20 protein-coding genes are annotated in these 24182 nt (G+C 62.0%); 9 read left to right on the top strand and 11 right to left on the bottom strand.

Going from position 1 to position 24182, the window contains the following annotated elements; translation table 11 throughout:
- Positions 1–113: 113 nt before the first annotated feature.
- Genes tsaB through FEU76_RS00670 form a run of 3 tightly spaced genes read left to right on the top strand, consistent with a single transcriptional unit; the run spans position 114 to position 2684 of the window.
- On the top strand, positions 114–818 hold the full coding sequence (tsaB, locus tag FEU76_RS00660; protein ID WP_144979531.1) for a tRNA (adenosine(37)-N6)-threonylcarbamoyltransferase complex dimerization subunit type 1 TsaB: 705 nt from the start codon (positions 114–116) through the stop codon (positions 816–818).
- Entirely contained in the window at positions 815–1525 is a 711-nt protein-coding gene (locus FEU76_RS00665) for a class I SAM-dependent methyltransferase (protein WP_144979534.1), read from the top strand. Before tsaB ends, FEU76_RS00665 begins: the two co-directional genes overlap by 4 nt.
- A 37-nt stretch (positions 1526–1562) precedes the next feature.
- A complete protein-coding gene (locus tag FEU76_RS00670; protein ID WP_144979537.1) occupies positions 1563–2684 on the top strand; it encodes a phospholipase D-like domain-containing protein in 1122 nt (373 codons plus the stop codon).
- Positions 2685–2687: 3 nt separating this feature from the next.
- On the opposite strand, the gene FEU76_RS00675 is transcribed toward FEU76_RS00670, so the two are convergent.
- Positions 2688–3362: a YecA/YgfB family protein gene (locus FEU76_RS00675; protein ID WP_144979540.1), complete on the bottom strand. Its 675-nt coding sequence runs from the start codon at positions 3360–3362 to the stop codon at positions 2688–2690.
- A 58-nt stretch (positions 3363–3420) separates the two neighbouring features.
- Here FEU76_RS00675 and FEU76_RS00680 point away from each other — a divergent pair, with 58 nt between their 5' ends.
- The 3 genes from FEU76_RS00680 to FEU76_RS00690 all read left to right on the top strand — a co-directional run bounded on the left by FEU76_RS00680 (position 3421) and on the right by FEU76_RS00690 (position 7021).
- Entirely contained in the window at positions 3421–3957 is a 537-nt protein-coding gene (locus tag FEU76_RS00680) for a SprT-like domain-containing protein (RefSeq protein ID WP_144979543.1), read from the top strand.
- 181 nt (positions 3958–4138) lie between these two features.
- Positions 4139–6088, top strand: coding sequence for an acetate--CoA ligase (acs, locus tag FEU76_RS00685; RefSeq protein ID WP_096921456.1), 1950 nt, complete (start codon positions 4139–4141; stop codon positions 6086–6088).
- Between the two features lie 270 nt (positions 6089–6358).
- Positions 6359–7021 (top strand): LuxR C-terminal-related transcriptional regulator, encoded by a 663-nt coding sequence (locus FEU76_RS00690; RefSeq protein ID WP_016916171.1) that lies wholly within the window; start codon positions 6359–6361, stop codon positions 7019–7021.
- A gap of 96 nt (positions 7022–7117) precedes the next feature.
- Here FEU76_RS00690 and FEU76_RS00695 read toward each other — a convergent pair whose 3' ends face one another.
- From FEU76_RS00695 to FEU76_RS00710, 4 genes are all read right to left on the bottom strand, one after another.
- Positions 7118–11059, bottom strand: a complete 3942-nt coding sequence (locus FEU76_RS00695) for a NahK/ErcS family hybrid sensor histidine kinase/response regulator (RefSeq protein WP_144979546.1) — start codon at positions 11057–11059, stop codon at positions 7118–7120.
- 90 nt (positions 11060–11149) lie between these two features.
- Positions 11150–11677 (bottom strand): hypothetical protein, encoded by a 528-nt coding sequence (locus FEU76_RS00700; protein ID WP_144979549.1) that lies wholly within the window; start codon positions 11675–11677, stop codon positions 11150–11152.
- A gap of 97 nt (positions 11678–11774) precedes the next feature.
- Positions 11775–13571, bottom strand: a complete 1797-nt coding sequence (locus FEU76_RS00705; RefSeq protein WP_144979552.1) for a sodium:solute symporter family protein — start codon at positions 13569–13571, stop codon at positions 11775–11777.
- A gap of 6 nt (positions 13572–13577) precedes the next feature.
- Positions 13578–13838 carry a DUF4212 domain-containing protein gene (locus FEU76_RS00710; RefSeq protein ID WP_144979555.1) on the bottom strand — a complete coding sequence of 87 codons (261 nt, stop codon included), beginning with the start codon at positions 13836–13838 and terminating at the stop codon, positions 13578–13580.
- A gap of 619 nt (positions 13839–14457) precedes the next feature.
- Between FEU76_RS00710 and FEU76_RS00715 the strand changes: the two genes are divergently transcribed.
- The 3 genes from FEU76_RS00715 (at position 14458) to ttcA (ending at position 17961) form a co-directional block, all read left to right on the top strand.
- A complete protein-coding gene (locus FEU76_RS00715) occupies positions 14458–16293 on the top strand; it encodes a DUF294 nucleotidyltransferase-like domain-containing protein (protein WP_144979558.1) in 1836 nt (611 codons plus the stop codon).
- 26 nt (positions 16294–16319) lie between these two features.
- A complete protein-coding gene (locus FEU76_RS00720; RefSeq protein WP_313955423.1) occupies positions 16320–16934 on the top strand; it encodes a DNA polymerase III subunit epsilon in 615 nt (204 codons plus the stop codon).
- Positions 16935–17049: 115 nt separating this feature from the next.
- Entirely contained in the window at positions 17050–17961 is a 912-nt protein-coding gene (gene ttcA, locus FEU76_RS00725) for a tRNA 2-thiocytidine(32) synthetase TtcA (RefSeq protein ID WP_039181541.1), read from the top strand.
- Here the strand turns inward: ttcA and fnr are convergent.
- From fnr to FEU76_RS00755, 6 genes are all read right to left on the bottom strand, one after another.
- Entirely contained in the window at positions 17948–18700 is a 753-nt protein-coding gene (gene fnr, locus FEU76_RS00730) for a fumarate/nitrate reduction transcriptional regulator Fnr (protein ID WP_144979561.1), read from the bottom strand. The two genes, ttcA and fnr, sit on opposite strands and share 14 nt — an antisense overlap.
- 60 nt (positions 18701–18760) lie before the next feature.
- Positions 18761–20185, bottom strand: a complete 1425-nt coding sequence (gene hemN, locus FEU76_RS00735) for an oxygen-independent coproporphyrinogen III oxidase (protein WP_144979564.1) — start codon at positions 20183–20185, stop codon at positions 18761–18763.
- A 110-nt stretch (positions 20186–20295) separates the two neighbouring features.
- Complete coding sequence (locus FEU76_RS00740; protein ID WP_039181532.1) at positions 20296–20994, bottom strand: sulfite exporter TauE/SafE family protein; 699 nt, start codon at positions 20992–20994, stop codon at positions 20296–20298.
- Positions 20991–21209 carry a cbb3-type cytochrome oxidase assembly protein CcoS gene (gene ccoS, locus FEU76_RS00745; RefSeq protein ID WP_144979567.1) on the bottom strand — a complete coding sequence of 73 codons (219 nt, stop codon included), beginning with the start codon at positions 21207–21209 and terminating at the stop codon, positions 20991–20993. Before ccoS ends, FEU76_RS00740 begins: the two co-directional genes overlap by 4 nt.
- A complete protein-coding gene (locus FEU76_RS00750) occupies positions 21206–23659 on the bottom strand; it encodes a heavy metal translocating P-type ATPase (protein WP_144979570.1) in 2454 nt (817 codons plus the stop codon). Before FEU76_RS00750 ends, ccoS begins: the two co-directional genes overlap by 4 nt.
- Entirely contained in the window at positions 23656–24177 is a 522-nt protein-coding gene (locus FEU76_RS00755; RefSeq protein ID WP_144979573.1) for a FixH family protein, read from the bottom strand. Before FEU76_RS00755 ends, FEU76_RS00750 begins: the two co-directional genes overlap by 4 nt.
- Positions 24178–24182 lie beyond the last annotated feature (5 nt).

Genomic DNA, 24182 nt, shown 5'->3' on the forward strand with positions numbered 1-24182 from the left:
CTGGTAACAGACTGCTCGAATGACGATGGCCCGCAGGTTCCCTGCGGGCCATCGTCGTCAAGGCCGCCAGGCGGTATACTGGCGGCCTATTTATTTCGGAGTGCAACACGGTTATGTCGTCGCGATATCTTCTGGCATTGGATGCCTCCTCCAGTGCCTGCTCTGCCGCGCTGCTGCGTCAGGAGAATGATCAGTCCGAGTGTCTGGCGCGTTACGAAATGACGCCGCGCGCCCATACCAAACGCTTGATGCCGATGGTCGACGAGCTGCTGGCTGCTGCCGCCATTGCGCCCGGGCAGCTGGATGCCGTCGCGTTTGGCCGTGGGCCGGGCTCCTTTACCGGCCTGCGCATTGCCGCCGGAGCGGCCCAGGGGTTGGCCTTCGGCCTGGAGCGCCCGCTGCTGGGCATCTCGACGCTGGAGGCCCTGGCCCTGCAGGTGCATCGCCGTTATCACTTTCGCCATGTGGTGACCGCGCTGGATGCCCGAATGGGTGAAATTTACGTGGCCAGCTGGCACTGCCTGAATGACGTGGTCAGCCCGCAAAGCGATGAGCGAGTACTGGCCCTAGGCGCTTTTAGACTGCCATCCGATGAAACCGACTGGGTCGGAGTCGGCTCGGGCTTTGCGCTTTGGGACGCTTTCGATGTGGGAGTGCATGTGGGCATGACCCAGCACCTCAGCGACGATCTGGAGCCGCGCGCCGAAGAGATGGCCTGGCTGGCCGCGCGGGACCTGGACGCGGGGTTGGGTGTCGCCGCCCATGAAGCGCAGCCCGTCTACCTGCGTAACGACGTGGCCTGGAAAAAGCCGGCATGAGCCCGGCGCGCCCACCGATAGCGCTGCCCGCCGGGCTGACGCTGGAAGAGCGCGATGGCCGGTTGGCGCTGGTCGGCGACGAGCGCCAGTACGGAAAGCCCTTGAGCGTCGATTTCGTGTCCGGCAAGGCGGCCCATCGGCGTCAGTTCGGCGGTGGGCGCGGCCAGCTGGTGGCCAAGGCGTGCGGGCTTTCCAAAGGCGTGACGCCGAGCATCGTGGACGCCACGGCAGGGCTCGGGCGTGACGCGTTCGTGTTGGCCAGCCTGGGTGCCGAGGTGCTGATGGTCGAGCGCGTACAGGCCATTGCCGCGCTGCTGGAGGATGGCCTGGCCCGGGCGGCCAGGGACGCCGAGACGGCGCCCATCACCGCGCGCATGCAGCTGCGTCATGGGGATGCCTGTGAGGCGCTGGCGGCGCTGGTGGCCAGCGCCGCGTTCACCCCGCAGGTCGTGCACCTGGACCCCATGTTTCCCCATCGCGAGAAATCGGCGCTGGTGAAGAAGGAAATGCGCCTGTTTCGTGAACTGGCCGGGGAGGACGATGACGCCCCGCGCCTGCTGGAAGCGGCGCTGACGGTGGCCACTCACCGGGTGGTGGTCAAGCGCCCCCGTAAAGCGCCGCCTATTGCTGGCCCTGCGCCGCAGCATACAATCGAAGGCAAAACCAGCCGCTATGACCTGTACGTTCACCGCTCCTTGAGCCGCTGAGGCGGCCTGCAGGCATGGCGCAAGAGAAGGAGTCTCTATGCAGTACGCGTGGCGAGAAGGTAACCGTGTGGCGCTTCTGCCGGAAGCATCGCGCTTTCTGCCAGCCATGTTCGACGCCGTCCATCAGGCCCAGCACTATGTTTTCGTAGAGCTTTACCTGATGGAGTCGGGGGAGTTGGCCGACCAGATGATCGACGTGCTGGTGGCTGCGGCCGAGCGTGGCGTGCAGGTGTATGTACTGCTGGATGGCTATGGCGCCATGGGGCTGGACCGCGAAGATCGTGAGCGGCTGCAGGCGGCAGGTGTGGCCTTGCAGCTGTTCAACCCGATTGGCTTCCACTCGCTGGCACGCAACCTGAGCCGTGACCATCGCAAGATCGTGGTGGTGGATGGCGAGGTAGCCTTCACGGGCGGGTTTGGCGCGGTGGATGAATTCCTGGAGGCCTGGTACGAAATCGCCGCCCGGGTCGAAGGGCCCGTAGTGGCCGACTGGGAGGCGCTGTTTCGTCGCTTGTGGCGTTCGCGGCTGACCCGCTATGCGTCCCCGCCAGGGCCGCGTCTGGCACTGCCGGAGGCGCGGGTAGCCGAGCCGCAAGAAGAGGGTGTCAGGGGCAGGGTCATCTCGGGTCGTGGCTATCGCTACCAGGCCATTCGGCACTCACTCTACGCGCGGGTCCACCAGTCTCGCCAACGGCTGTGGCTATGTACGCCCTATTTCGTGCCGACCTTTTCGCTGCGTCGGCGGCTGGTGCGCGCGGCCCGGCGCGGGGTGGACGTTCGCCTGCTGCTACCCGGTGCCAAGCATGACCACCCCGGCGTGCGTTACGCAGGCCAACGCTTTTACCACAGCTTGCTGAAAGCAGGCGTGCGCATCTTCGAATTCAAGCCAACCTTCATTCATGCCAAGTTCGTGCTGGCCGACGACTGGGTGAGCCTGGGCTCCTGCAACTTTGACCACTGGAACCTGCACTGGAACCTGGAAGCCAACCAGGAGGTGGAAGATGCTGCCTTCGCCAACGACGTGCGCGAGCTGTTCGAGCGCAACTTTGCTGCCAGTGACGAGGTGGATGCCCAGGCCTGGGCCGCGCGGCCCTGGCGGCAGCGCGCCCGGGAGTGGGTATATGGCGCGCTGGATGGCCTGGTGACACGGCTCAAGTAGCGGCTACTTGCGTTTTTTGCCCTTGGCAGGGGTTTTCTTGCGGGGCTTGGGTTTGGGCGTCTCGGGGGGCACGCGGTAGTGAAGGTACAGGTCGAGCACCAGTTCGGGCAGCTGGGCCACCAGCGCTTCCTGATTGGCCTGGTCGCTGGCCATCTCGGCCATGTCGGGTTCGTCGTCAAACAGACCCGAGAGCAGCATGAAGGGCAGCAGCAGGGTGGCCGCGGCCTCTTCGTCTTCCTGGAACCAGGCGCTTTCGTCGCTGAACACGCCTTCCATGAAGCCTGCGCACCAGTCGCCGATGGGCGTCTCTTCGGCGGGCAGGCCATCCAGGGTCAGCTCGAAGGGCAGCTCCGGCAGGCCGCCTTGTTCCAGCACCGCCATGGCGTTATCACGCAGCAGGCAGAGGAGGTGCGTGACCTCGTCGCGTTCGGCGTCGTCCTGGTAGTTGGGCTCGCCCTGAAAGAGCTCGGCAAGCCACGCGTCGCGGGGCTGTTCGCTGGGCGCCACGGCCAGGGCCACCAGGAAGCCATGGGCCGAGATCAGGTCCAGGGCATCTTCGCCCACGCGGTCCGAATCGAGAAAGTCGTCCAGCCTGTCCAGCTGCTCATCTTCCAGCAGCGGCTGGGGTGGCACGCTGTCGGAAGCGGTTGCGGGGGGCTCGTTGTTGCGCTCTGCCATGAAAAGCCTCATCGGGTATCTTGAATCGAACAACATCTTGACGGTTAGTTTATCACTAATGAACAGCACACCACTGCCTTCCTGGCCTGCTGATGAGCTGGAAGCGTTGTCACCACCCGCGCTGGCTTCCGCCGCCCGTGAACGGGTCGCGGAAGCGCTGGCCCGCTGTCGGGAAGTGTATCCGACGCTACCTACTCCCGGCGTCTGGTTCGACCTGAAGGGCGCAGGCGCTGGGCAGGCCCACTGGGGCCGGCAAGGGCTGCGCTTCAATCCCGTGCTGATGGCGGCCAACCGCATGGCCTTCTTCGACGAGGTGATCCCCCATGAAATGGCCCACTGGCTGGTCTTTCACTTGGCCAACGGCACCCGTTTGAAACCCCATGGCCGGGAGTGGCAGACCGTCATGCGTGACCTGTTTGGGCTGGAACCCCGGGTTACCCACCGTTTCGATATCGGGCAAGCGCAGTCGCGGCCCTACCGCTACCAGTGCGCCTGCCAGACCCACGCTTTTACGGCCAGACGTCATGCCTTAGTGGTAAAAGGGCAGCGATATCGCTGCCGACATTGTCATCAGACCTTGGTCTACAGTACTTGATGAATCCCGGAAATATGTTTTAAGTATATGTTTTTTAAAATAAAAATGTTAATACCAATGTCTAAGGGGAAGCCGTCATCGGGAGGTTTATGCTAGGTAAAGATTAGCCGGGTCGGTGCCACCAATAACAAGACCGACACAACTTCCACGAGAGTGCATTTTCACGGACAGAGGCAATTTCATGAGCGAGCATCAGAACGTCTATCCAGTGCGCGATAGCATCGCAGCCAAGGCATGGGCCGACAAAGACAAGTATGCGGCAATGTATCAGCAGTCCATGGAGGACCCTGAAGGCTTCTGGGCCGAGCAAGCCAAGCGTCTCGACTGGATCAAGACCCCCAGCAAGATCAAGAATACCTCGTTCGCCCGCGACAACGTCGATATTCGCTGGTTCGAAGACGGCGAGCTGAACGTCAGCGCCAATTGCCTGGACCGCCATCTGGCCACGCGTGGCGACCAGACGGCGATCATCTGGGAAGGCGATGATCCCAGCGAATCCAAACACATCACCTACCGTGAGCTGTACGAGCGTACCAACCAGCTGGCCAATGGCCTGAAATCGCTGGGCATTCAGAAAGGCGATACGGTCACGCTGTATATGCCGATGATTCCCGAAGCCGCCATGGCCATGCTGGCCTGTGCGCGGATCGGCGCAGTGCACTCGGTGGTCTTTGGTGGCTTCTCCCCGGACGCCGTGGCTCAGCGCGTCATTGGTGCGGACTCCAAGCTGGTGATCACCGCCGATGAGTCGGTGCGCGGTGGCAAGCATGTGCCGCTGAAAGAGAACGTCGACTCGGCGCTGACCCGTGATGGCACCGACGTGTGCAAGAACGTGCTGGTCGTCAAACGCACCGGGGGCGATATCGACTGGCAGGCAGGCCGTGACCTGTGGTTCGACGAGCTGGTCGATCAGCAGTCGACCGAGTGCCCGGCCGAACCCATGAACGCAGAAGATCCCCTGTTCATTCTGTATACCTCAGGCTCTACCGGCGCGCCGAAAGGGCTGAAGCATACCACTGGCGGCTACCTGACCTATGCCGCTATGACCCATCAATATATTTTCGACTACCAGGAAGGCGAGATCTACTGGTGTACCGCCGACGTGGGCTGGGTCACCGGGCATAGCTATATCGTGTACGGGCCGCTGGCCAACGGCGCCACGACGCTGATGTTCGAAGGCGTGCCCAGCTATCCGACCCATGGTCGGATGGGCGACATCGTCGACAAGCACCAGGTCAACATCCTCTATACCGCACCGACCGCCGTCCGTGCACTGATGGCCCATGGTGACCGCGTGATGGATTCCAGCAAGCGCGACTCGCTGCGCCTGCTGGGCTCGGTGGGTGAGCCGATCAACCCGGAAGCCTGGGAGTGGTTCTACCGGGTCATCGGCAACGAGAAGTGCCCCATCGTGGATACCTGGTGGCAGACCGAGACGGGCGGCATCATGATTGCGCCGCTACCGGGGGCTACCGACCTCAAGCCGGGCTCGGCCACTACACCGTTCTTCGGGGTCAAGCCCGCACTGGTGGACAACGAGGGCCAGACCCTGGAAGGGGCCAGCGAGGGCAACCTGGTGATTCTCGACTCCTGGCCGGGGCAGGCGCGCTCCATCTGGGGGGATCACGAGCGCTTCGTGCAAACCTACTTCTCCACCTACGACGGCATGTACTTCACCGGTGACGGCTGCCGCCGCGACGAGGACGGCTACTACTGGATCACCGGCCGTGTGGACGACGTGCTCAACGTCTCTGGCCACCGTATGGGCACCGCCGAAATCGAGTCGTCGCTGGTCGCTCATTCCGCCGTGGCCGAGGCCGCCGTGGTGGGCTTCCCCCATGACATCAAGGGGCAGGGCATCTATATCTACGTGACCTTGAACGATGGCATGGACCCCACCGACGAACTGAAGAAAGAGCTGACCCAGTGGGTGCGTAAGGATATCGGCCCCATTGCGTCGCCGGATGTCATCCAGTGGGCGCCGGGGCTGCCCAAGACCCGTTCGGGCAAGATCATGCGCCGCATCCTGCGCAAGATCGCGGCCAACGAGTGTGATGGGCTGGGCGATACCAGTACGCTGGCAGACCCGTCGGTGGTCGATGACCTGATCGAACATCGTGCCAACCAGTAAGGGAAGCACCCCCATGAATCGTCTTGTGGGGGCTGTTTTCAATGACCAGCGTCACGCCTGGATTTATTAAATCAGGGCAAACTGCGTTAGTCTGTCGCGGTGCCGGCCATGAGCCGGCACCGCTGTTTCTGTTTGAATGACGTTCCAATGACAAATTGTGCATGTGATGCTTGGGCATGATGAAGCCCATGGGGTACCATGCCTCAACCGTATGAGCCTAGCGTCGCGGCGGCAGGCAACCCCGCTGCTCGAGGAACCGGAGGAAAATCCATGGCAGTAGCCCATAAGTTTATCGTCGCTGACGACCATCCGCTGTTTCGCGCAGCGCTTACCCAGGCGTTGCGCCAGTTGGCCCCCCAGGCCGAGATCGTCGAAGCCGACACCATGGAAGCCACCACGGAGGTCGTCAACCGACATCCAGATGCGGATTTGATCCTGCTGGATCTGCACATGCCGGGAGCCCACGGCTTTTCGGGGTTGATTCAGCTGCGCGGGCAGATGCCCGATATTCCCGTTGCCGTGGTGTCCGGCAGCGATGAGCCTTACGTGGTGCGGCGTGCCATCGACTACGGGGCGTCCGGGTTCATCCCCAAATCCTCCTCACTGCAGCTGATTGCCGAAGCCGTGGGCGAAATTCTGCAGGGGGAAGTCTGGTTGCCTGAAGCGCTGGCCAACGTACTGGAAGAGACCAGCGAAGAGGAGTCGCGTTTTGCCGAAGCGATTGCGTCGCTGACTCCCCAGCAGTTCCGGGTATTGAACATGCTCACCGAAGGTCTGCTCAACAAGCAGATTGCCTATGAGCTGAATGTCTCGGAAGCCACGATCAAGGCGCACGTCACGGCAATTCTGCGCAAGCTGGGCGTTCACTCGCGCACCCAGGCGGTCATCGCCGCGCAAAAGCTGGAAGTGGAGCCGCCCAAAGTCGAGTCCTGATCGCGACGGTAGGCAACCAAAACGCCGCGCCTGGAGTTCTCCAGGCGCGGCGTTTTGTTAGCTGTTGCTTTGTCAGGGTCAGGGCCAGGGCCAGGGTCAGGGTTTGGCCCGACTGGCCTGCAGGGTGCGTGTCAGCAGGGCACGCAGGGCGGCGGGTTTCACGGGTTTCAGGAGCATGTGGTACCCCGCCCGCTTGATCTCCTCGGCCACGGTTTCGGTGCGGTCAGCGGTGATCACGATGCCCGGCACGGCCCCTTCGAAGCGCTCGCTGAGGGCTTCCAGAGCCATCAGGCCGGTGACTTCGTTATCCAGATGGTAATCCGCCAGGATGGCATCCGGGTCGCCATCCATGTTGCGCAGAATCGACTTGGCCCCGCCGATGCTGGTGGCGGTGAAGACCTCACAGCCCCAGCCGCTCAGCATGGCGGTCATGCCCTCCAGAATCAGGGTTTCATTGTCGATACAGACGATGCGGGTGCCCGCCAGCTTGTTGCCACTGCGGCGATGGCCAGCCTCTTGCTCTATCGGCGCAATCTCCTTGGCCGCCACGATGGGCACGCTCACCGAAAAGACCGTCCCGATGCCTTCCCAGGAGCGTACCTTGATGGGGTGGTCCAGCACGCGACTCATGCGGTCGGCAATGGACAGGCCCAGCCCCAGCCCTTTTTCGCTCTCCTTGTGACGCGACACCTGATCGAGACGGCGAAACTCCTGGAAAATCTCGGTGAGCTTGGACTCGGGAATGCCGGGGCCGCTATCCCATACCTCGATCAGCAGCCGTTCGCCCTGGCGGCGGCAGCCCAGCAGCACGCGCCCTTCCTGAGTGTAGCGAATGGCGTTGGAGAGGAAGTTCTGCACGATACGGCGCAGCATTTGCGGGTCAGAGTCGACCCACTTCTGGGTGGGGACGACGTCCAGGTCCAGACCGCGGTCGTCGGCCATGACTTCGAACTCGGCCCGCAGCGGGCGGAAGATGTCGGCCAGCGCGAAGTGGCTGCGGCGTGGGGTCAGCGCGCCCGCATCCAGCTTGGAGATATCCAGCAGCGTACCCAGCAGCTCTTCGGCGGCCTGCAGCGAGTTGTCGATATGCCCAATGGTGCGCTGGGTATCGCTGGCGGTGACGTTTTGCATCAGCGCCGAGGTAAACAGGCGCGCAGCGTTCAGCGGCTGCAGCAGATCGTGGCTGGCGGCGGCCAAAAAGCGCGTTTTCGAGGCGTTGGCATCCTCGGCCAGCTGCTTGGCCTGGCGCAGCGCTTGCTCCGCTTCTGCGCGCACCCGGTTCTCCTGGCGCAGGGCGGCGTTGGCCTCTGAAAGCGCCTGGGTGCGCTCCCTGACGCGCTCCTCCAGGGTTTCATTGGTCTCCTTGAGCGCAATCTCGGCCTGGCGGCGTTCGGTAATATCCTGATACAGCGCAAAAAAGCCCAGAATCGACTGGCTGTCGCCAAAGTGGGGCGTATAGGTCACCAGCATGTAACGCATGGCGTCATTGACGCGCATGGAGACTTCGAAGCTGACACGCTCACCGGCCAGCGTTCGCTGTACCCAGGGCAGCCGCTCTTCGGCCTGCTTGACCGGCAGGACGTCTTCATAGCGACGCCCGATGACCGCGTTACGATCGATGCTGAAGGCCTGCTCGTAGGCGCGGTTGGTGAACAGGTAGCGGCTCTCCTTATCGAAGTAGGCAATCAGCGCCGGTACGTTATCGGTGTAGATACGGATATTGTTTTCAGAGCGAATCAGCGCCTCTTCGATGCGCTTTTGCTGGGTAATGTCCTGATAGGTGTAGACGAAGCCGCCCCCGGGCATGGGATTGCCCTGCACTTCCAGCACGCTGCCATCCTGGCGGTAACGCACGTAGCGGTGGGGCTGGCCTGCCCGAATATTGTCGATCAGCAGCTGGACATGCTCCTCCGGGTCGCCGGGGCCATACTCGCCATTATGGGCGTTGTAACGGAAGATGCGATCCATGGGGGCGCCGACCCGAATCAGGTGGTCGGGAAAGCGGAACAGCTCCAGATAGCGCTGGTTCCAGACCACCAGCCGCAGATTCTGGTCGACCACGCTGATGCCCTGATTGATGTTTTCGATGGTGGCCTGCAGCAAAGCGCGGTTGAACTCCAGTACCTGGGAGGCTTCATCGACGATGGAGATCACATCGGAAATGCCGATGCCGCGCCCCTGCAGCGCCGAGTTCACCACGATACGGGCCGACGAGGCGCCCAGCACCGACGCCAGGAAGCGTTCGGTGAACTGGATGACGTCGATGGAGGCGCGGGTGCCATCGTCCAGCGGTTTGCCCACGCGACGGGCGTAGTCTTCGAAGGCGCGGTCCACCTGGCCTGCACCGAGGAAGCGCTCACACAGTACCTTCAAGTCGCCTACCGTGGTCGCGCCCGTCCAGGGGCGGTTCACCGAGGTCTGGCGGGTCTCGACGCTATCGACGAACAGCGACGCCTGAATGCGCTCGACCACGCGCTGGGAGGTGATCTGCGAGACGAAGATATAGCAGAACAGATTGATCCCTAGCGAGAGCATCACCCCGTGGGTGAACGGGTCGCCCAGGTTGAGGCCGAACAGGGCCGTGGGCGAGAGCCAGGAGATGCCCAGTGGCCCGCCGAACAGCCATGCCTGGGGCAGCACGCCGGCGTTGATCATGGCCGGCATCAGCAGGCTGTAGGCCCAGATGGCAAAGCCGGCATTCATGCCGATGACGACGCCCAGCCGGTTACCGCGCTTCCAGTACAGCCCGCCGATCAAGGCAGGCGCAAATTGCCCGGCTGCGGCAAACGAGAGCATGCCGATGGAGGCCAGCGAGGTGAACTCGCCAATCAGCTGATAGAAACTGTAGGCCATGGCCAGCACGGCGATGATGGTCAGGCGGCGGGCGCGCAGCACCAGCCGTCCGTAGTCTCGGGCCTTGGTGTCGAACCAGCGCAGCCGGAACAGGGCCGGAATGACGATTTCATTGGAGATCATGATGGACACCGCCACCGCGGCCACGATGACCATGCCGGTGGCTGCGGAAAAACCGCCAATGAAGGTCAGCAGGGTCAGCCACTGCTGGCCTGAAGCCATGGAGAGCGCCAGCACGTAAGTGTCGGGCTCGACGCCGCTTTCCGAGAACAGCATCAGCCCCGCGGCGGCTAGCGGTACCACGAAGAAGGCAATGGCCAGCAGGTAGAGCGGGAATAGCCAGCGCGACTTGCTGGCGTCGTCCGGGTGAATGTTTTCGACTACCGCCACGTGAAACTGACGTGGCAGGCAGAGGATGGCCAGCATGGCCAGTAGCGTTTGTGCCCAGAAGCTCTGGCCGAAATCCTGGTTGGCCAACTGGCGCTGCAGCTCCAGCTGGCTTTCCGCATGGCCCATCAGCTCTCCCAGCCCGCCGAACATGCCCCAGGTGACGAAGGCCCCCAGCACCAGGAAGGCCAGCAGTTTGACCAGTGACTCGAAGGCGACCGCGTGAATCAGCCCCTCATGGTGCTCGGTGGCATCGGTATGGCGTGTGCCAAACAGGATGGCAAAGATCGCCATGACGATGGCCACATAAAACGCCGTATCGGCAAACAGTGGGGTGTGAGTGATGTCCTGTGCATCGGTCAGCACGCTGAAGCTGGTCGAGACGGCTTTTAGCTGCAGGGCGATATAGGGCAGTGTACCGATCAGCGCCACCAGGCTGGCAAAGGCAGCCAGCGACTGCGTCTTGCCGTAACGCGATGCAATGAAGTCGGCGATGGAGGTGACGTTCTGGTGCTTGGCAACGCGAATCATCTTGGCCAGTACCGGCCAGAACAGCAGAAACGTCAGAATTGGCCCGACGAAAATGCTGGCAAACGACCAGCCTGCCGTGGCGGCCTGGCCCACCGCGCCGTAAAACGTCCAGGACGTACAGTAGATCGCCAGCGCCAGGCTGTAGATGATGGGGCGGCGGCGGCTGGCGCCATGGGTGCGCGCTCGGCGGTCGCCGTACCAGGCAATGCCGAACAGCACGGCAATATAGAGTAGTGATACGGCTACCAGCAGCCCGCCGTGAAACATGCTTCTCTCCCTGTCTTGTTATCTGCGCCCCATGCGGCGGTGCGTTCGGTGAGGCTCCATTCTAGGGGAATTGCCCTGCAGCGCCAGTGCTCAAGATGAATGAGGAGGCTCGGCGCAGGCTTGTTCGAGCAGCGTGGAGGAGGTGCGCAACGTGCGGATGCCGGTGATGTCCGGCGAACGGGTGTCGATATCCACCGGCACCAGCTCACGGCTGCTGCAGTTCAATAGGTAGGCCTGGGGAATCACCAGGTCCGTATGGTGGCGCTCGAAGTGGTAGAGCATGAACTCGGCAAGCAGGGCGCCCTCGTGCTGGGTGCTCTGCAGGCTATCGCGGTCGAGCACGCTGAAGCGCGTGGTCATGGGAAACACGAAGGTCCAGGGGCGCCATACTTCGGTGCCGGTACTGCTGTCCACGACCACCGCCGAGGCGGGCAACTGCTGCTGCTTGTGATCGAACCAGGAGTACTCCACGTGAATCTGGTAGCTCAGCATGCCGAGTCCGGCAAAGACCGGCACGATCCATTTGGGCAGACGGCGTCCTGACAGGTGGCGCAGTATCAGGGCAATACCCGCCGCCGCCAGGGCGGCGAAGACAGCGGCAATCAAGTGCCAGATCATAACGATGCTTCCTAAAACAGCTCGGGCTTCCCATGGGAAGCCCGATGCGTGATGGGTTCCAGGGCTAGCCCGTTGGCTAGCCAGGAACGATTATGGCTTAGTGATCGACAGCGGCACCAGCCCCTTTCGGGTAACGCACGCTCTCGACAAGCTCCTGAATCTCCTTGGGCGGCGCTGCCGTGACGCTGGAGACTGCGAAGGCGACCGCAAAATTGATCAGCGCGCCGACGGCACCGAAGGAGAGCGGGGAAATGCCGAGGAACCAGTTGTCAGGCGTATTCGGCAGCATGTTGGTACCGGGGATGAAGAACCAGCCCAGGTAGGTGAAGATGTAAAGCAGGGTGGCCACCAGGCCCGCCAGCATGCCGCAGATCGCGCCAGCGCTGTTCATGCGGGTGGAGAAGATACCCATCATCAGCACAGGGAACAGCGAGGCTGCCGCGATACCGAAGGCCAGGGCGACTGTCTGTGCCGCAAACCCGGGTGGGTTCAAGCCCAGATAGGTAGCCAGCAGAATGGCACCCCCCATCGAGATCCGTGCCGCCAGCATCTCGTTTTTCTCGGAAATGTTGGGGTTGATGGTGTTCTTGATCAAGTCATGACTGATGGCCGAGGAGATCGCCAGCAGCAAGCCCGCAGCTGTGGACAGGGCGGCAGCGATACCCCCCGCGGCGATCAGGCCGACCACCCAGCCGGGCAGGTTGGCAATCTCCGGGTTGGCCAGTACCAGAATGTCATTGTTGACGTTCAGCTCGTTGCCTTCCCAGCCGCGCGATTCGGCGGTGGCTGCGAATGTTGTGTCGGCGTCGTTGTAGAACTGGATACGGCCATCGTTGTTCAGGTCATTGAAGGTGATGAGGCCGGTATCTTCCCAGGTTCTGAACCAGGCCGGACGATCTTCGTAGAGCAGGGGTTCAGACGCTGCCATCTCGTAGTCTTCTACCTGCCCGGTCATTTCGGGATAGACGGTGGTCATCAGGTTCAAGCGCGCCATGGAGGCCACCGCAGGAGCGGTGAGGTAAAGCAGAGCGATGAACACCAGCGCCCAGCCGGCAGACCAGCGAGCGTCAGCCACCTTGGGTACCGTGAAGAAGCGAATGATGACGTGGGGCAGGCCCGCCGTACCGATCATCAGCGACAGGGTGAACAGCACCATGTTCAGCTTGTTGTCCACATCTGCGGTGTAGTCGCGGAAGCCCAGCGCGTTGACGACGTCATCCAGCTTTTGCAGCAACGGAACGCCCGACTCGGTGTGGGTGCTGAACATGCCGAACATCGGGATCGGATTGCCGGTCAGCTGCATGGCGATGAACACCGCAGGAATGGTGTAGGCCACGATCAGTACGATGTACTGGGCCACCTGGGTGTAGGTAATGCCTTTCATGCCACCAAATACGGCGTACATGAACACGATGGCAGCGGCGATCCAGATACCCCAGGTGCTGGGCACTTCGAGGAAGCGAGAGAATGCCACACCAGCGCCGGTCATCTGGCCGATGACGTAGGTCACCGATGCGATGATCAGACACGCCACCGCCACCACGCGGGCGGTACGGCTGTAGAAGCGCTCACCGATGAAGTCCGGCACGGTAAACTTGCCGAACTTGCGCAGGTAAGGTGCCAGCAGCATCGCCAGAATAACGAAGCCGCCTGTCCAGCCCATCAGGAAGGTGGAGTTGGCGTAGCCGCCCGAGGCAATCAGGCCCGCCATGGAGATGAACGACGCGGCAGACATCCAGTCGGCAGCCGTGGCCATACCGTTGGTAATGGGGTGAACGCCGCCCCCCGCCACGTAGAAGTCTTTGGTAGACCCGGCCCGTGCCCATATCGCAATGCCGATATAGAGCGCGAACGACGCGCCTACGAACAAAAGGTTAATGGCAAATTGGCTCATGCTTGCTTACTCCCCCAGGCCAAATTTCTTGTCGAGCTGATTCATTCTCCAGGCATAGAAGAAGATCAGGCCGATAAAGGTGAGAATGGAGCCTTGCTGAGCGAACCAGAAACCCAGGTCCGTTCCGCCAACGGAAATGCTGGCCAGCAGGGGGCGGAACAGGATGGCGCATCCGTAAGAGACGAAGGCCCAGACGAACATGCACCCGAAGATCAGGCGTACGTTGGCCTTCCAGTACTCAGCAGCATTGGTCTTGTCGTCTGCCATTGTGTTGCTCTCCAGTTGTGATTTTTAGGGTTGGAAAGTGAACTCAAGATAGCGTGTGATCCATCAGGGCAACGCAGACAAGAGATACCGACGGTGGTGGACTCATTGAATGGCGTTACCAGGCACGTCACCTTATTGTTGTTAAGCCGTCAGCGTTGAGGTGTTCTCGAGTTGTTGTCAGCGGCTCTGGGTACATGGCTAGGGTGGTGTGCTTTAACCCTGTATGACTCGCTAATAATACTGGGCAATAAATGCAAAAAATAAATCCCAGACTTTGGTATCACGCCCCGTGGGCGGCTTTGTCTGGTCTGGATTTTTTTTTATATCTTGCTGTTTTTTAGAGAATAAGCGATCTTTTTCGCAGGGTGAGGCATGACGATGGGACAATGGTCTATAGCTCTGGCTAAACCAATGTTTGCTACCTTGGTAAAAGTGACCAAAGAGCTTTAAAGAAGAAATGGAAAAGCGCGACTTTAGTCGCTAAACCAAGGTCGTTAAGACGTTAGCTTTATAGCGTAAAGTAGCAGGTTGCAAAGCAGGTCAAAGAGAGTGACAGGTCAACAATAATCACAAAAGCCATTGCGTGGCGCGATACAAGGCGCTTGATCGAGGTTGCTACATGGTAGAAGTAGAGCTGTCTCAACTGCCATTTACCCTGCTGGACGAGGATGGCCGAGATCACGTGCGTCGGGGCATGGACCTGGCGTTTTTCGAGCGTGACGAAATCATTCTGGAAATGGGCCAGCCGGGCGTTTCGGTGTTCTTGATCCACAAGGGCGAAGTGGCCGAGCTGGATCCGACGCTGCCTGCCGCCAGCGCCCGTATCGGTCACTATACGGCGGGCGACCTGTTCGGCGCGATCAGCATTTTGAATGGCAAGAGCCGCTACCGTTTTCAGGCTGAAGACGAATGTCTGTGTTATGTCATGCCCAAGGCGCTGTTCAGCCAGCTGTGCCGACACTACCCGGCGTTCGAGCAGTTTTTCAAGCAGTCGCTGTCTCACAAGGCGCGCCTGTTGACCGAGAAGCGTGCCGATGGGGGAGTCACCATGGCGGGGTTCATGCTGGCCCGCGTCAGCGAGTGCATGCGTCAACCGCTGATGATGGATGCCCAGGCGTCCATTCAACAGGCCGTCCGACAGTTGAATGAAAGTCATGCCGACAGCCTGCTGGTGGCCACCGAACGCGGCCCAGGCATGGTCACCAAAACGGATTTGCTCAACGGTCTGGTCCTCGATAGCACTTCATTGGACACCCCGGTGGCTGCGTTGGCCAACCTTGCACTCGTCACTGTGGCCCCCGGGCAATATCTGTTCGAAGCCTTGATCACCATGACCCGCCATCAAGTATCACGCGTCGTGGTGATGGAGGAGGGCAGGGTGCAAGGGGTCGTAGAGCTGACGGACGTACTGGGGTTCTTCTCCAGCCGTAGCTATGTGGTCAGCTTGCAAGTGGAGCAAGCCGATAGCTTGCCTACCCTGGCATCGGCCAGTCAGCGCACGCCCGAGCTGGTCAAGGCGCTCATGGCCCAGGGCGTCAAGCTGCGTTTTGCCATGGACCTGCTGGCCGCGTTGAATGGCCGCATCATGAGCAAGGCGTGGGCCTTGACCGTACCCGAGCAGTATCACCCGCAAAGCTGCCTGATGGTCATGGGCAGCGAGGGCCGTGGCGAGCAGATTCTCAAGACCGACCAGGACAACGGGTTGATTCTGGCCGACGACTGCCAGTGGCCGGACGTGGCCGAGTGCATGAACACCCTGTCAGAGACGCTGGTGCAGCTGGGCTACCCGCCGTGCCCTGGCAACATCATGGTGTGTAACCCTGAGTGGGTGGGCACGGTGTCGACGTGGGAGTCGAACATCGCCAGGTGGGTGTCGGCCCGGGATGGCGACAGCCTGATGAAGCTGGCCATTTTGCTGGATGCTCACGGCGTCGCGGGCAACCCCGCGCTGCTGGACCGTGTGCGTGAGGCGCTGTTTGCGCGCTGTTCCCATGATGAGCTGCTGCTCTCCTATTTCGCCCGCGCAGCGCTGCGTTTCTCGACGCCGTTGACGCTGTTTGGCTCGCTGAAAAAGCCCCAGCACGGCATCGATATCAAGAAAGGCGGCATTTTTCCGATTGTTCATGGGGTGCGCACCATGGCGCTGGAGCGGCGCATCAAGGCGACCTCTACGCTGGATCGGCTCGATGCGCTGGCCGCCGACGGCCGCCTGGACCGCCGCTTTGCCGACGACCTGGGTGAGGCGCTGGCGCTGTTTACCGAATTGCGTCTTAAGCAGCAGTTGCAGGAGCTGAAAAGCGCGGGCGCCCGCGATGCCGATACCGGCAAGCGCACCAACCGAGTCGTGGTTCAGGAACTATCGTCGCTGGAGCGCGACCTGCTGCGCGAGGCGCTGCACATCGTCAAGGACTTCAAGCAGCGGCTGTCCCATCGTTATCATCTGGAGTATTCGTGAGTGGAATGCGGCTATTGGATAGGCACGTGGGTCTCTTGAGCGGCTCACTGAGAACGTTGGTGCAGCGTGAAAGCGATCGACGGCGGTTCGCGGATACGCCGCATGGCTGGCTGTTTCAGCCCTATATGGGCGAAGAAGCGGTGGCGCTGGCGTGCCGTGAAAGCCAGGCTCGCCCGGGCGAGCTGCGCATGGCCGCTGTCGTATTGACGCCGCGCCGGGTGTTGACCAGCCATGCCTGGAGCGACACGCTGACCATGAAAGGCGAATACATGCCTTATCGTCAGGAGCGAGACGACGCACCTGCTTCGTCAGTTGACTCGGGAGACCGGGTCGAAGCGTTGGCGGAGTTCATCGGCAATCGGCCAGTGGTGGGGTGGCAGCTGGATACCTTGCTGGCGCCGCTTGGTCGGATGTTCAAAGCCACGCTGGGGTTTGGGCTACCCAATGCCCAAGTCGATCTGGCTAGGCTGCACGCTCGTCAGCTACGCCGCTTGCATCCCCAGGCAGAGGTCGGCCCGAGCATCAACGAAGCGCTGTCATGCTGGTCTTTGCCGCTGGCCTGGCCCTCGGTGCAAAGCGAGGCCACGGCGGCGGCGCTGCTCTATCAGCGCCTGCAGAGTGAGCGCCTTTTCACGGTGTGAGCCGACGCGCTGCCGCTCGGTGTGGCCAGAGGCCGACGATGGGTTTGTATTGGGTCGCGCCTGCGAGTCTTGTAGAATAGCCGCTGCTCCTTCACCCATCGGCAGTACAACGACCATGTTATCACCTGACTTTTTCGACCCCTCCTCGGCGACGCGTGCCACCAATGCGGCGTCTGAACAGCAGCCTGAACTTCAGGATGCCAAACAGAAGCGCGAATTCAACAAGTTGCAGAAGCGTCTTCGTCGTGAAGTGGGCAACGCCATCATCGATTACAACATGATCGATGAGGGTGATCGGGTCATGGTATGCCTGTCGGGTGGCAAGGACAGCTACACCATGCTGGAAATCCTGCGCAATCTGCAGCGCAATGCGCCGGTCAATTTTTCCCTGGTGGCAGTCAATCTCGACCAGAAACAGCCGGGCTTTCCCGAGCACGTGTTGCCCCGTTACCTTGATAAGCTGGGTGTGGAGTACCACATTCTGGAGCGGGATACCTATTCGGTGGTGAAGGAGAAAACCCCGGAAGGCAAGACCACCTGCGCGCTCTGCTCGCGGCTGCGTCGCGGGTCACTTTACGGGTTTGCCGAGGAGATCGGCGCCAACAAGATTGCCCTGGGCCACCACCGGGAAGATATCCTCGAGACGCTGTTTCTCAACATGTTCTTTGGCGGGACCTTGAAGGCCATGCCGCCCAAGCTGCTGTCCGACGACGGCAAGAACATCGTGATCCGCCCCCTGGCCTACTGCAAGGAAGCGGACATTGCCGAATTCTCACGGCTGATGGAGTTTCCGATCATTCCCTGCAACCTGTGCGGGTCGCAGCCCAACATGCAGCGTCAGATCGTCAAGGACATGCTGGCCGAATGGGACAAGAAGCACCCGGGGCGGCTGGAGAGCATGTTCAAGGCCGTCACCAATGTGGCGCCTTCCCAATTGGCCGACCGGGCGCTGTTCGACTTCGTCGGGCTGGAAGCCAAACAGGCGGCGCTGATGGAAGGGCGGATTCAGGCGTTCAACGTGAGCTGATTGCCTGCTCCTCCTCTTCGGCCAGGGTGATGAGCCGCTGCAGGTCGAGAATATTGACCTCTCGGCCCGAGACGGCCACCACGTTCTGCTGCTGAAAGCGGCTCAGGATACGGCTGACGGTTTCGACGGCCAGCCCCAGGTAGTTCCCCATGTCGGCGCGAGACATGGAGAGCCGGAAGCTGTAGGGCGAGTAGCCGCGTCGCCGGAAGCGATCAGAGAGGGTAATCAGGAAGCTGGCCAGCCGCTGGTCGGCGGTTTTGCGCGATAGCAGGCGCATCATGCGCCGATCATCACGCAGCTCCTTGCTCATGCTGCGGTAAAGCTGGCCGCGCAGCTCCGGCAGCTCTTCCGATAGGGTGTCCAGGCGGTCGAAAGGAATCTCGCACACTGCGGTGGTTTCCAGGGCGATCACGCTGCCGGGATACTGCTCTTCATCGATACCATCCAACCCCACCAGCTCGCTGGGCAGATAGAAGTTGGTCAACTGATCGTTGCCGTTGCCTTCGCTGGTCACCTGTTTCAGGCTGCCGGAACGTACCGCATAGACGCTGGTGAACGCATCGCCCTGGCGAAACAGCGGTTCGCCCTTCTTGAGCGGTGCGCGGCGGCGGATGATGGCGTCGAACTGGCTCATATCCTCCAGCTCCAGGGCGAGCGGTAGGCACAGCGAGCTGAGGCTGCAGGTCTGGCAGCGCGCCCCTTGCAGCAGTGAACGCCGTTGGCTGGCAGGATATGGCATGTTGTTCTCCCTTTTCATTAGCCATCATAGGGTCAGGGGATGGATGTCTCAAGGTGCCGTTTATACGATCTTCGAGTAGCGTTGCGATGACTGGCTTTGCAGGCGCGCATCGAACGCCATGGCCAGGTGGCGAATCAGCAGCCGCCCGGTCGGTGTTGCCCGCAGGCGGTTCCCTTCGCGCTGCAGCAGGCCATCCCGCTCGGCGGGCTGCAGGCGCTCCAGCGCGCTGGCGAAGTAGACGGGAGGATCGATGTGCCAACGTTGGCCAACGCTGGCCAGGTCAATTTCCATATCGCACATCAGGCGCTCGATGACGTCTCTCCGTATTAGGTCGTCCTTATTTAAACGTACTCCTTTGACGGTTGCCAGCCGACCTTCATCCAATGCCGCTTCATACGCGGCCAGCTGGGTGGGGTTCTGGGCATACAGATCATCGATACGGGAAATGGCCGAAACGCCCAGGCCAATCAGGTCGCACTGGGCGTGGCTGGAGTAGCCCTGGAAGTTACGCTGCAGAGTGCCCTGGCGCTGTGCCTGGGCGAGGCTGTCGTCCGGGCGGGCAAAGTGGTCCATGCCGATATGCACGTAGCCTGCCTGAGTGAGCATCTCGATGGTGGTGCGCAGGATCGCCAACTTCTCGTCGGCGCTGGGCAGGTCTGTCTCGCTGATGCGCCGCTGGGGGGCAAAGCGGCTGGGCATGTGGGCGTAATTGAACACCGACAAGCGGGCCGGGTTGAGGTCGATGACCTGGCCAAGCGTGTCGGCAAAGCTCTGCTCGGTCTGAAACGGTAGCCCGTAAATCAGATCCAGATTGAGGGAGCGAAAGCCCAGCCGATGTGCTTCGTCCATCAGGGTTTCGGTCATGACCTTGGGCTGCACGCGGTTGATGGCCGCCTGTACCCTAGGGTTCAGGTCCTGGACGCCTAGACTGAGGCGATTGAAACCCAGCGACTGCAGGTGGCGCAGGGTAAAGACATCTGCTTCACGGGGGTCGATCTCGATGGCGTAATCGCGGTCAGGAGCGTTGGAGAGCCCAAACCTCGCGTCCAACCTGTCTACCAGGTCGCTCATTTGCGCCAGGGTCAGGAATGTCGGTGTGCCACCGCCCCAGTGCAGCTGCTGCACGGGCCGCCGAGTATCCAGATGGCGCGAGGTCAGCACCATTTCACGATCGAGGCGCGATAGGTAGGGTTCGGCCAGCTGGGTGTTCTTGGTGGCGATCTTGTTGCAGGCGCAGTAAAAGCAGATCTTGCGGCAAAAGGGCACGTGCACGTACAGGGAGAGCGGCCGTTGGCTGGCATTGCTGCGCGCCAGGGCTTCAGTGACGTCGTCGGCACCGATGCCTGCGTCAAAGGAGAGTGCTGTGGGGTAGGACGTATAGCGTGGGCCGCTGGTATCGTAACGGCGCAGCAGGGCCTCGTCCCAGGCAGGGGTCTCGGCCGCTGCGAGGTGAGGAGTTGCGGTGGCAGCAGAGGCAAGGGGCATGAAGAGACGCTCCGTGGTAACAGGGCAAAGTAGCCAGGTGGTGGGCCACCGGCCGGCATATGCCTGCATGCTAAGGCATCGAAGCGGGCAAAGCGTTGAGCTATATCAAGCTATGAGTGATGCGCCGTCGGCAGCAGCGACCAAAGTTGCCACAGGGCAAAGCCGATGATGGTCAAGGCAGCCACGGTGCGCGTGGCGGGGTGGCGAATGAGGTGGCCCATCTGGCGAGCCGCCAGGCCGGTGGCCAGCAGCGCGGGCAGCGTGCCCAGTCCGAAGGCGCCCATCAGCAAAGCGCCTTGCAGCGGGTCGGCCGTGGCCAGGCTCCAGGCTAGCATGGAGTACACCAGCCCACAGGGTAGCCAGCCCCAGATGGCGCCCAGGGCAAACGCCTGGGGCAGGTGCACGACGGGCATCAACCGTCGGCCCAGAGGTTCGAGATAGCGCCACAGGTAGCGCCCGGCGGCCTCGACTCGGAGCAGGCCTTTCCACCAGTTGGCGATGTACAGCGCCATCAGAATCAGCATGACCGCCGCCACCACCTGCAAGCCCACTCGGGCGGCCGGGGAGAGCGAGACCAGCGTGCCCAGCGCGGCCACCAGCGCACCGGCCACCATGTAGCTGAGAATACGCCCCAGGTTGTAGCTCATCAGCAGCCCGCCCAGGCGAGCAGGGTGACGCATGCTGGGCGGCACGGCGAAGGTGAGGGCGCTCATGATGCCACCGCACATGCCGATGCAGTGTGCCCCGCCCATGAGGCCAAATACCCAGGCCGCCAGCAGCGGCGGCAGGTCCAGCCCGGTCGGGTTCATGGCGGGGGCTCTTGGTCGCGAGGCGGTTTGGCCCTGTTTTTTCGCTCGGCGCGCTGTTCGGGGGGCAGGTCGTTGTCGTCGTCATCGAACAGGATGCGGTGGGCAGGGCCTTCCAGGTCTTCGAACTGGTCGTGCTTCACCGCCCAGAAGAAGGCCCAGACCGCGAGGCCGAGCAGGATCAGCGATAGCGGAATCAACAGGTACAGAATGCTCATGCAGTCACCGGTGTAGCGGCGGCGATGCTGGGGGTTGGAGCGCTGCGCCAACGCGATAGACGCAGGGCGTTGCCCACCACCACCAGCGAACTCAGCGACATGCCGATGGCGGCCAGCCAGGGCGGAATGAGCCCCATGGCGGCCAGCGGCAAGGCCGAGAAGTTGTAGCACACCGACCAGATCATGTTTTGACGCATGATGCGGCGGGTGGCCTGGGCAATATCCACGGCATCGTGGATGCGCATCAGGCGTGGGCTCATCAGCACCGCATCGGCGCGGGTACGCGCCAGGTCGGTGGCACCGTTCATGGCAATCGCGACATCGGCCCCGGCCAGCACGGGCACATCGTTGATGCCATCACCAATCATCACCACCCGTTCGCCCTGGGTCTGCAGCTCGCGCAGCCGGTTCAGCTTGTCCTCGGGGGACTGGCCCGCGTGCCAGGTCTCGATATTGAGCTGATCGGCCAGGCTTTCCACGGCTTCCCGGGTATCCCCGGAGAGCAGCTCCACCGCCAGACCGCGTGCTTGCAGGGCCTCCACGGTTTGCGCGGCGTCTTCCCGAATGCCGTCATGCAGCTTGAACCAGGCGCGTGGCTGGTGATCTTCGCTCAGCAGCAGCCACTGTCCGCTGCCCGGCACCGGGATGCTTTGCTGGCTGGCGAAGTCGGGTTTGCCCAACCGCCAGACGGCTCCATCAAGAGTACCCTCGAGGCCGCTACCGGTATGGCTCTTCACATGTCGGGCCTGAAGCGTGGCATCCCGGAAGGGGCGGAAGGCGCGGGCGATAGGATGCTCGGAGTGGGCTTCCAGCGCGGCGGCAATGGCGCGTAGATGCTCGCTATCGTGATGTCCCAGCGGTTGGGTCTGGGTGAGCTGCATTTCACCGCGGGTCAGCGTGCCGGTCTTGTCGAAGATGACGCGGGTAACGTTGGACAGCGACTCGATGGCATCGGCGCGAGTAATCAACACGCCCCGCTGGCGCAGCTGGCCGTGGCCGGCGGTTAGCGCCGTGGGCGTGGCCAGAGCCAGTGCACAGGGGCAGGTGACCACCAGTACCGACAGCATGATCCAGAGCACTCTCGATGGGTCGATGATCCACCAGGTGATGGTGACACAGGCCGTCACCAGCAGTAGCCGAAGGACGAACAGGTGGGCCATGCGGGCGGCCATTTGCGCCAGGCGGGGGCGGCTGGCAAAGGCGCGATCGGTCAGGTCGACGATGCCTGCTACCCGAGCCGTACTGCCGGGGTGGGTGACGCGCATGGTTAGCGGATTTTCCATGTTCTGGCTGCCGCCCACCACGCTATCGCCGATACGCCGGGTCACCGGCAAGTACTCGCCGGTCAGCATGGATTCGTCGAGGCTGGATTCGCCCTCTTCGATCACGCCATCGGCAGGGACGCCGTGGCCCGGCTTGATCAATACGCGGTCGCCTACCGTCAGTTCGCTGGCCGGCAGAATACGCTCACTGCCATCCGCCTCCAGACGAATGGCCGAGACCGGCAGTACGCCGCTCAGCGCATTGCCGCTGTGGCCGCTACGGCGCCGCGCGCGGCCTTCCACGTAGCGGCCAAACAGCAGAAAGAAGGTGAACATGGCCACGGAGTCGAAATATACCTCGCCGACATCGAACAGCACCGCATAGCTACTGGCCAGGTAAGCGCCGCCAATGGCTAGCGAGACCGGCACGTCCATGCCTAGCACGCCGCTTTTCAGGTCGCGCAGGGCATTGCGGAAAAAGGGCTGTGCCGAAAACAGCACCACTGGCGTTGCCAGCGCAAACGAGAGCCAGTGGAACAGAGCATAGAAATCGGCGCTCAGCTCCCCTGGGTCCGACACATAGATCGGTATCGAGAACATCATCACCTGCATCATGCCCACGGCGGCTACGATCAGGCGCCGCACGTTCATGCGCTCTTCGTGTTGCAGGCGCGCCTGGGCCTGATCGGGCTCGTAGGGTTGGGCGTCGTAGCCAATGCTGGCCAGCTCGGCCAACAGTTGGGAGAGCTTGATACGTGTCGGGTCCCAGCATATGCGCAGGCGGTGGTGCGACAGGTTGACCGCGCTGGAGCTGACGCCTTCCAAGGCGTTCAGGCGGTGTTCGATGAGCCAGGCGCAGGCGGCGCAGGTGATCCCTTCTACGGCCAGGGTTGCCCGCAGGTGTCCTTCATCCCCTTCCGGGTGAGTGAACTGGGCCTGCAGCGCCGGGTCGTCGAACACCGACCAGGTGTCTGATTTGCTGGCCTGACGCTCGTCGGGGCGCTCCGGTAGCTCGGTGCGGTAGCGATAGTAGCTCTCCAGGCCGCCTTCCACGATGGCGTGGGCAACCGCTTCGCAGCCGGGGCAGCAAAGCGGCTGGGGCGCTTCGTCGATGATGATCTTCCATGGTGCCCCATCAGGCACCGCGCTGCCGCAGTGGTAACAGCTGGCTAGAGATACAGTACTCATTCGCTCTGCGTGCGGCCTCCGGGTAGAAGGGCGACACTCTCTTCATTGGGGAAGCGCGCCTCACCGATCAGCCGCCAGTCGGCGTCGGTTTGCTGGGGCTGCAGCTGAATGTACCAGCGGTAGCGCAGGTTGTCGGGGCCTTGGGTGATGTAGCGGCCTTCGCGCACGTGTTGCAGCACGAACTCCTGATCGCGGTCATCCTGAGTCGGGAAGATCAGCGTCAGATAGAGGGTCTCCGGGCGGTCGTCGCCAGTCAGGTCCAGCACGATATCGCTGGTGAGCGGGTCGATGCGCAGCTCTGCGGAAAGCCCCAGCTCATTGGCACGCTCCTGCTTGGCCAGCACCATGTTGATGGCCTTGCCGTGTTCGTAGTAGTCCTCCTGGACCACCATGCCGTCGGCAGTCTTGATCGACAGGACCGCAAAAGTGATGCTGACCACGATGGACGAGGAGAGCAGCGCCAGCAGGAACCATGGCCAGAACTGTTTGTACCAAGGATGAATCGGGGTGTCGGACATGGGGG

It is taken from the genome of Halomonas sp. C22 (assembly GCF_007655045.1).
Lineage (GTDB): Bacteria > Pseudomonadota > Gammaproteobacteria > Pseudomonadales > Halomonadaceae > Vreelandella > Vreelandella hamiltonii.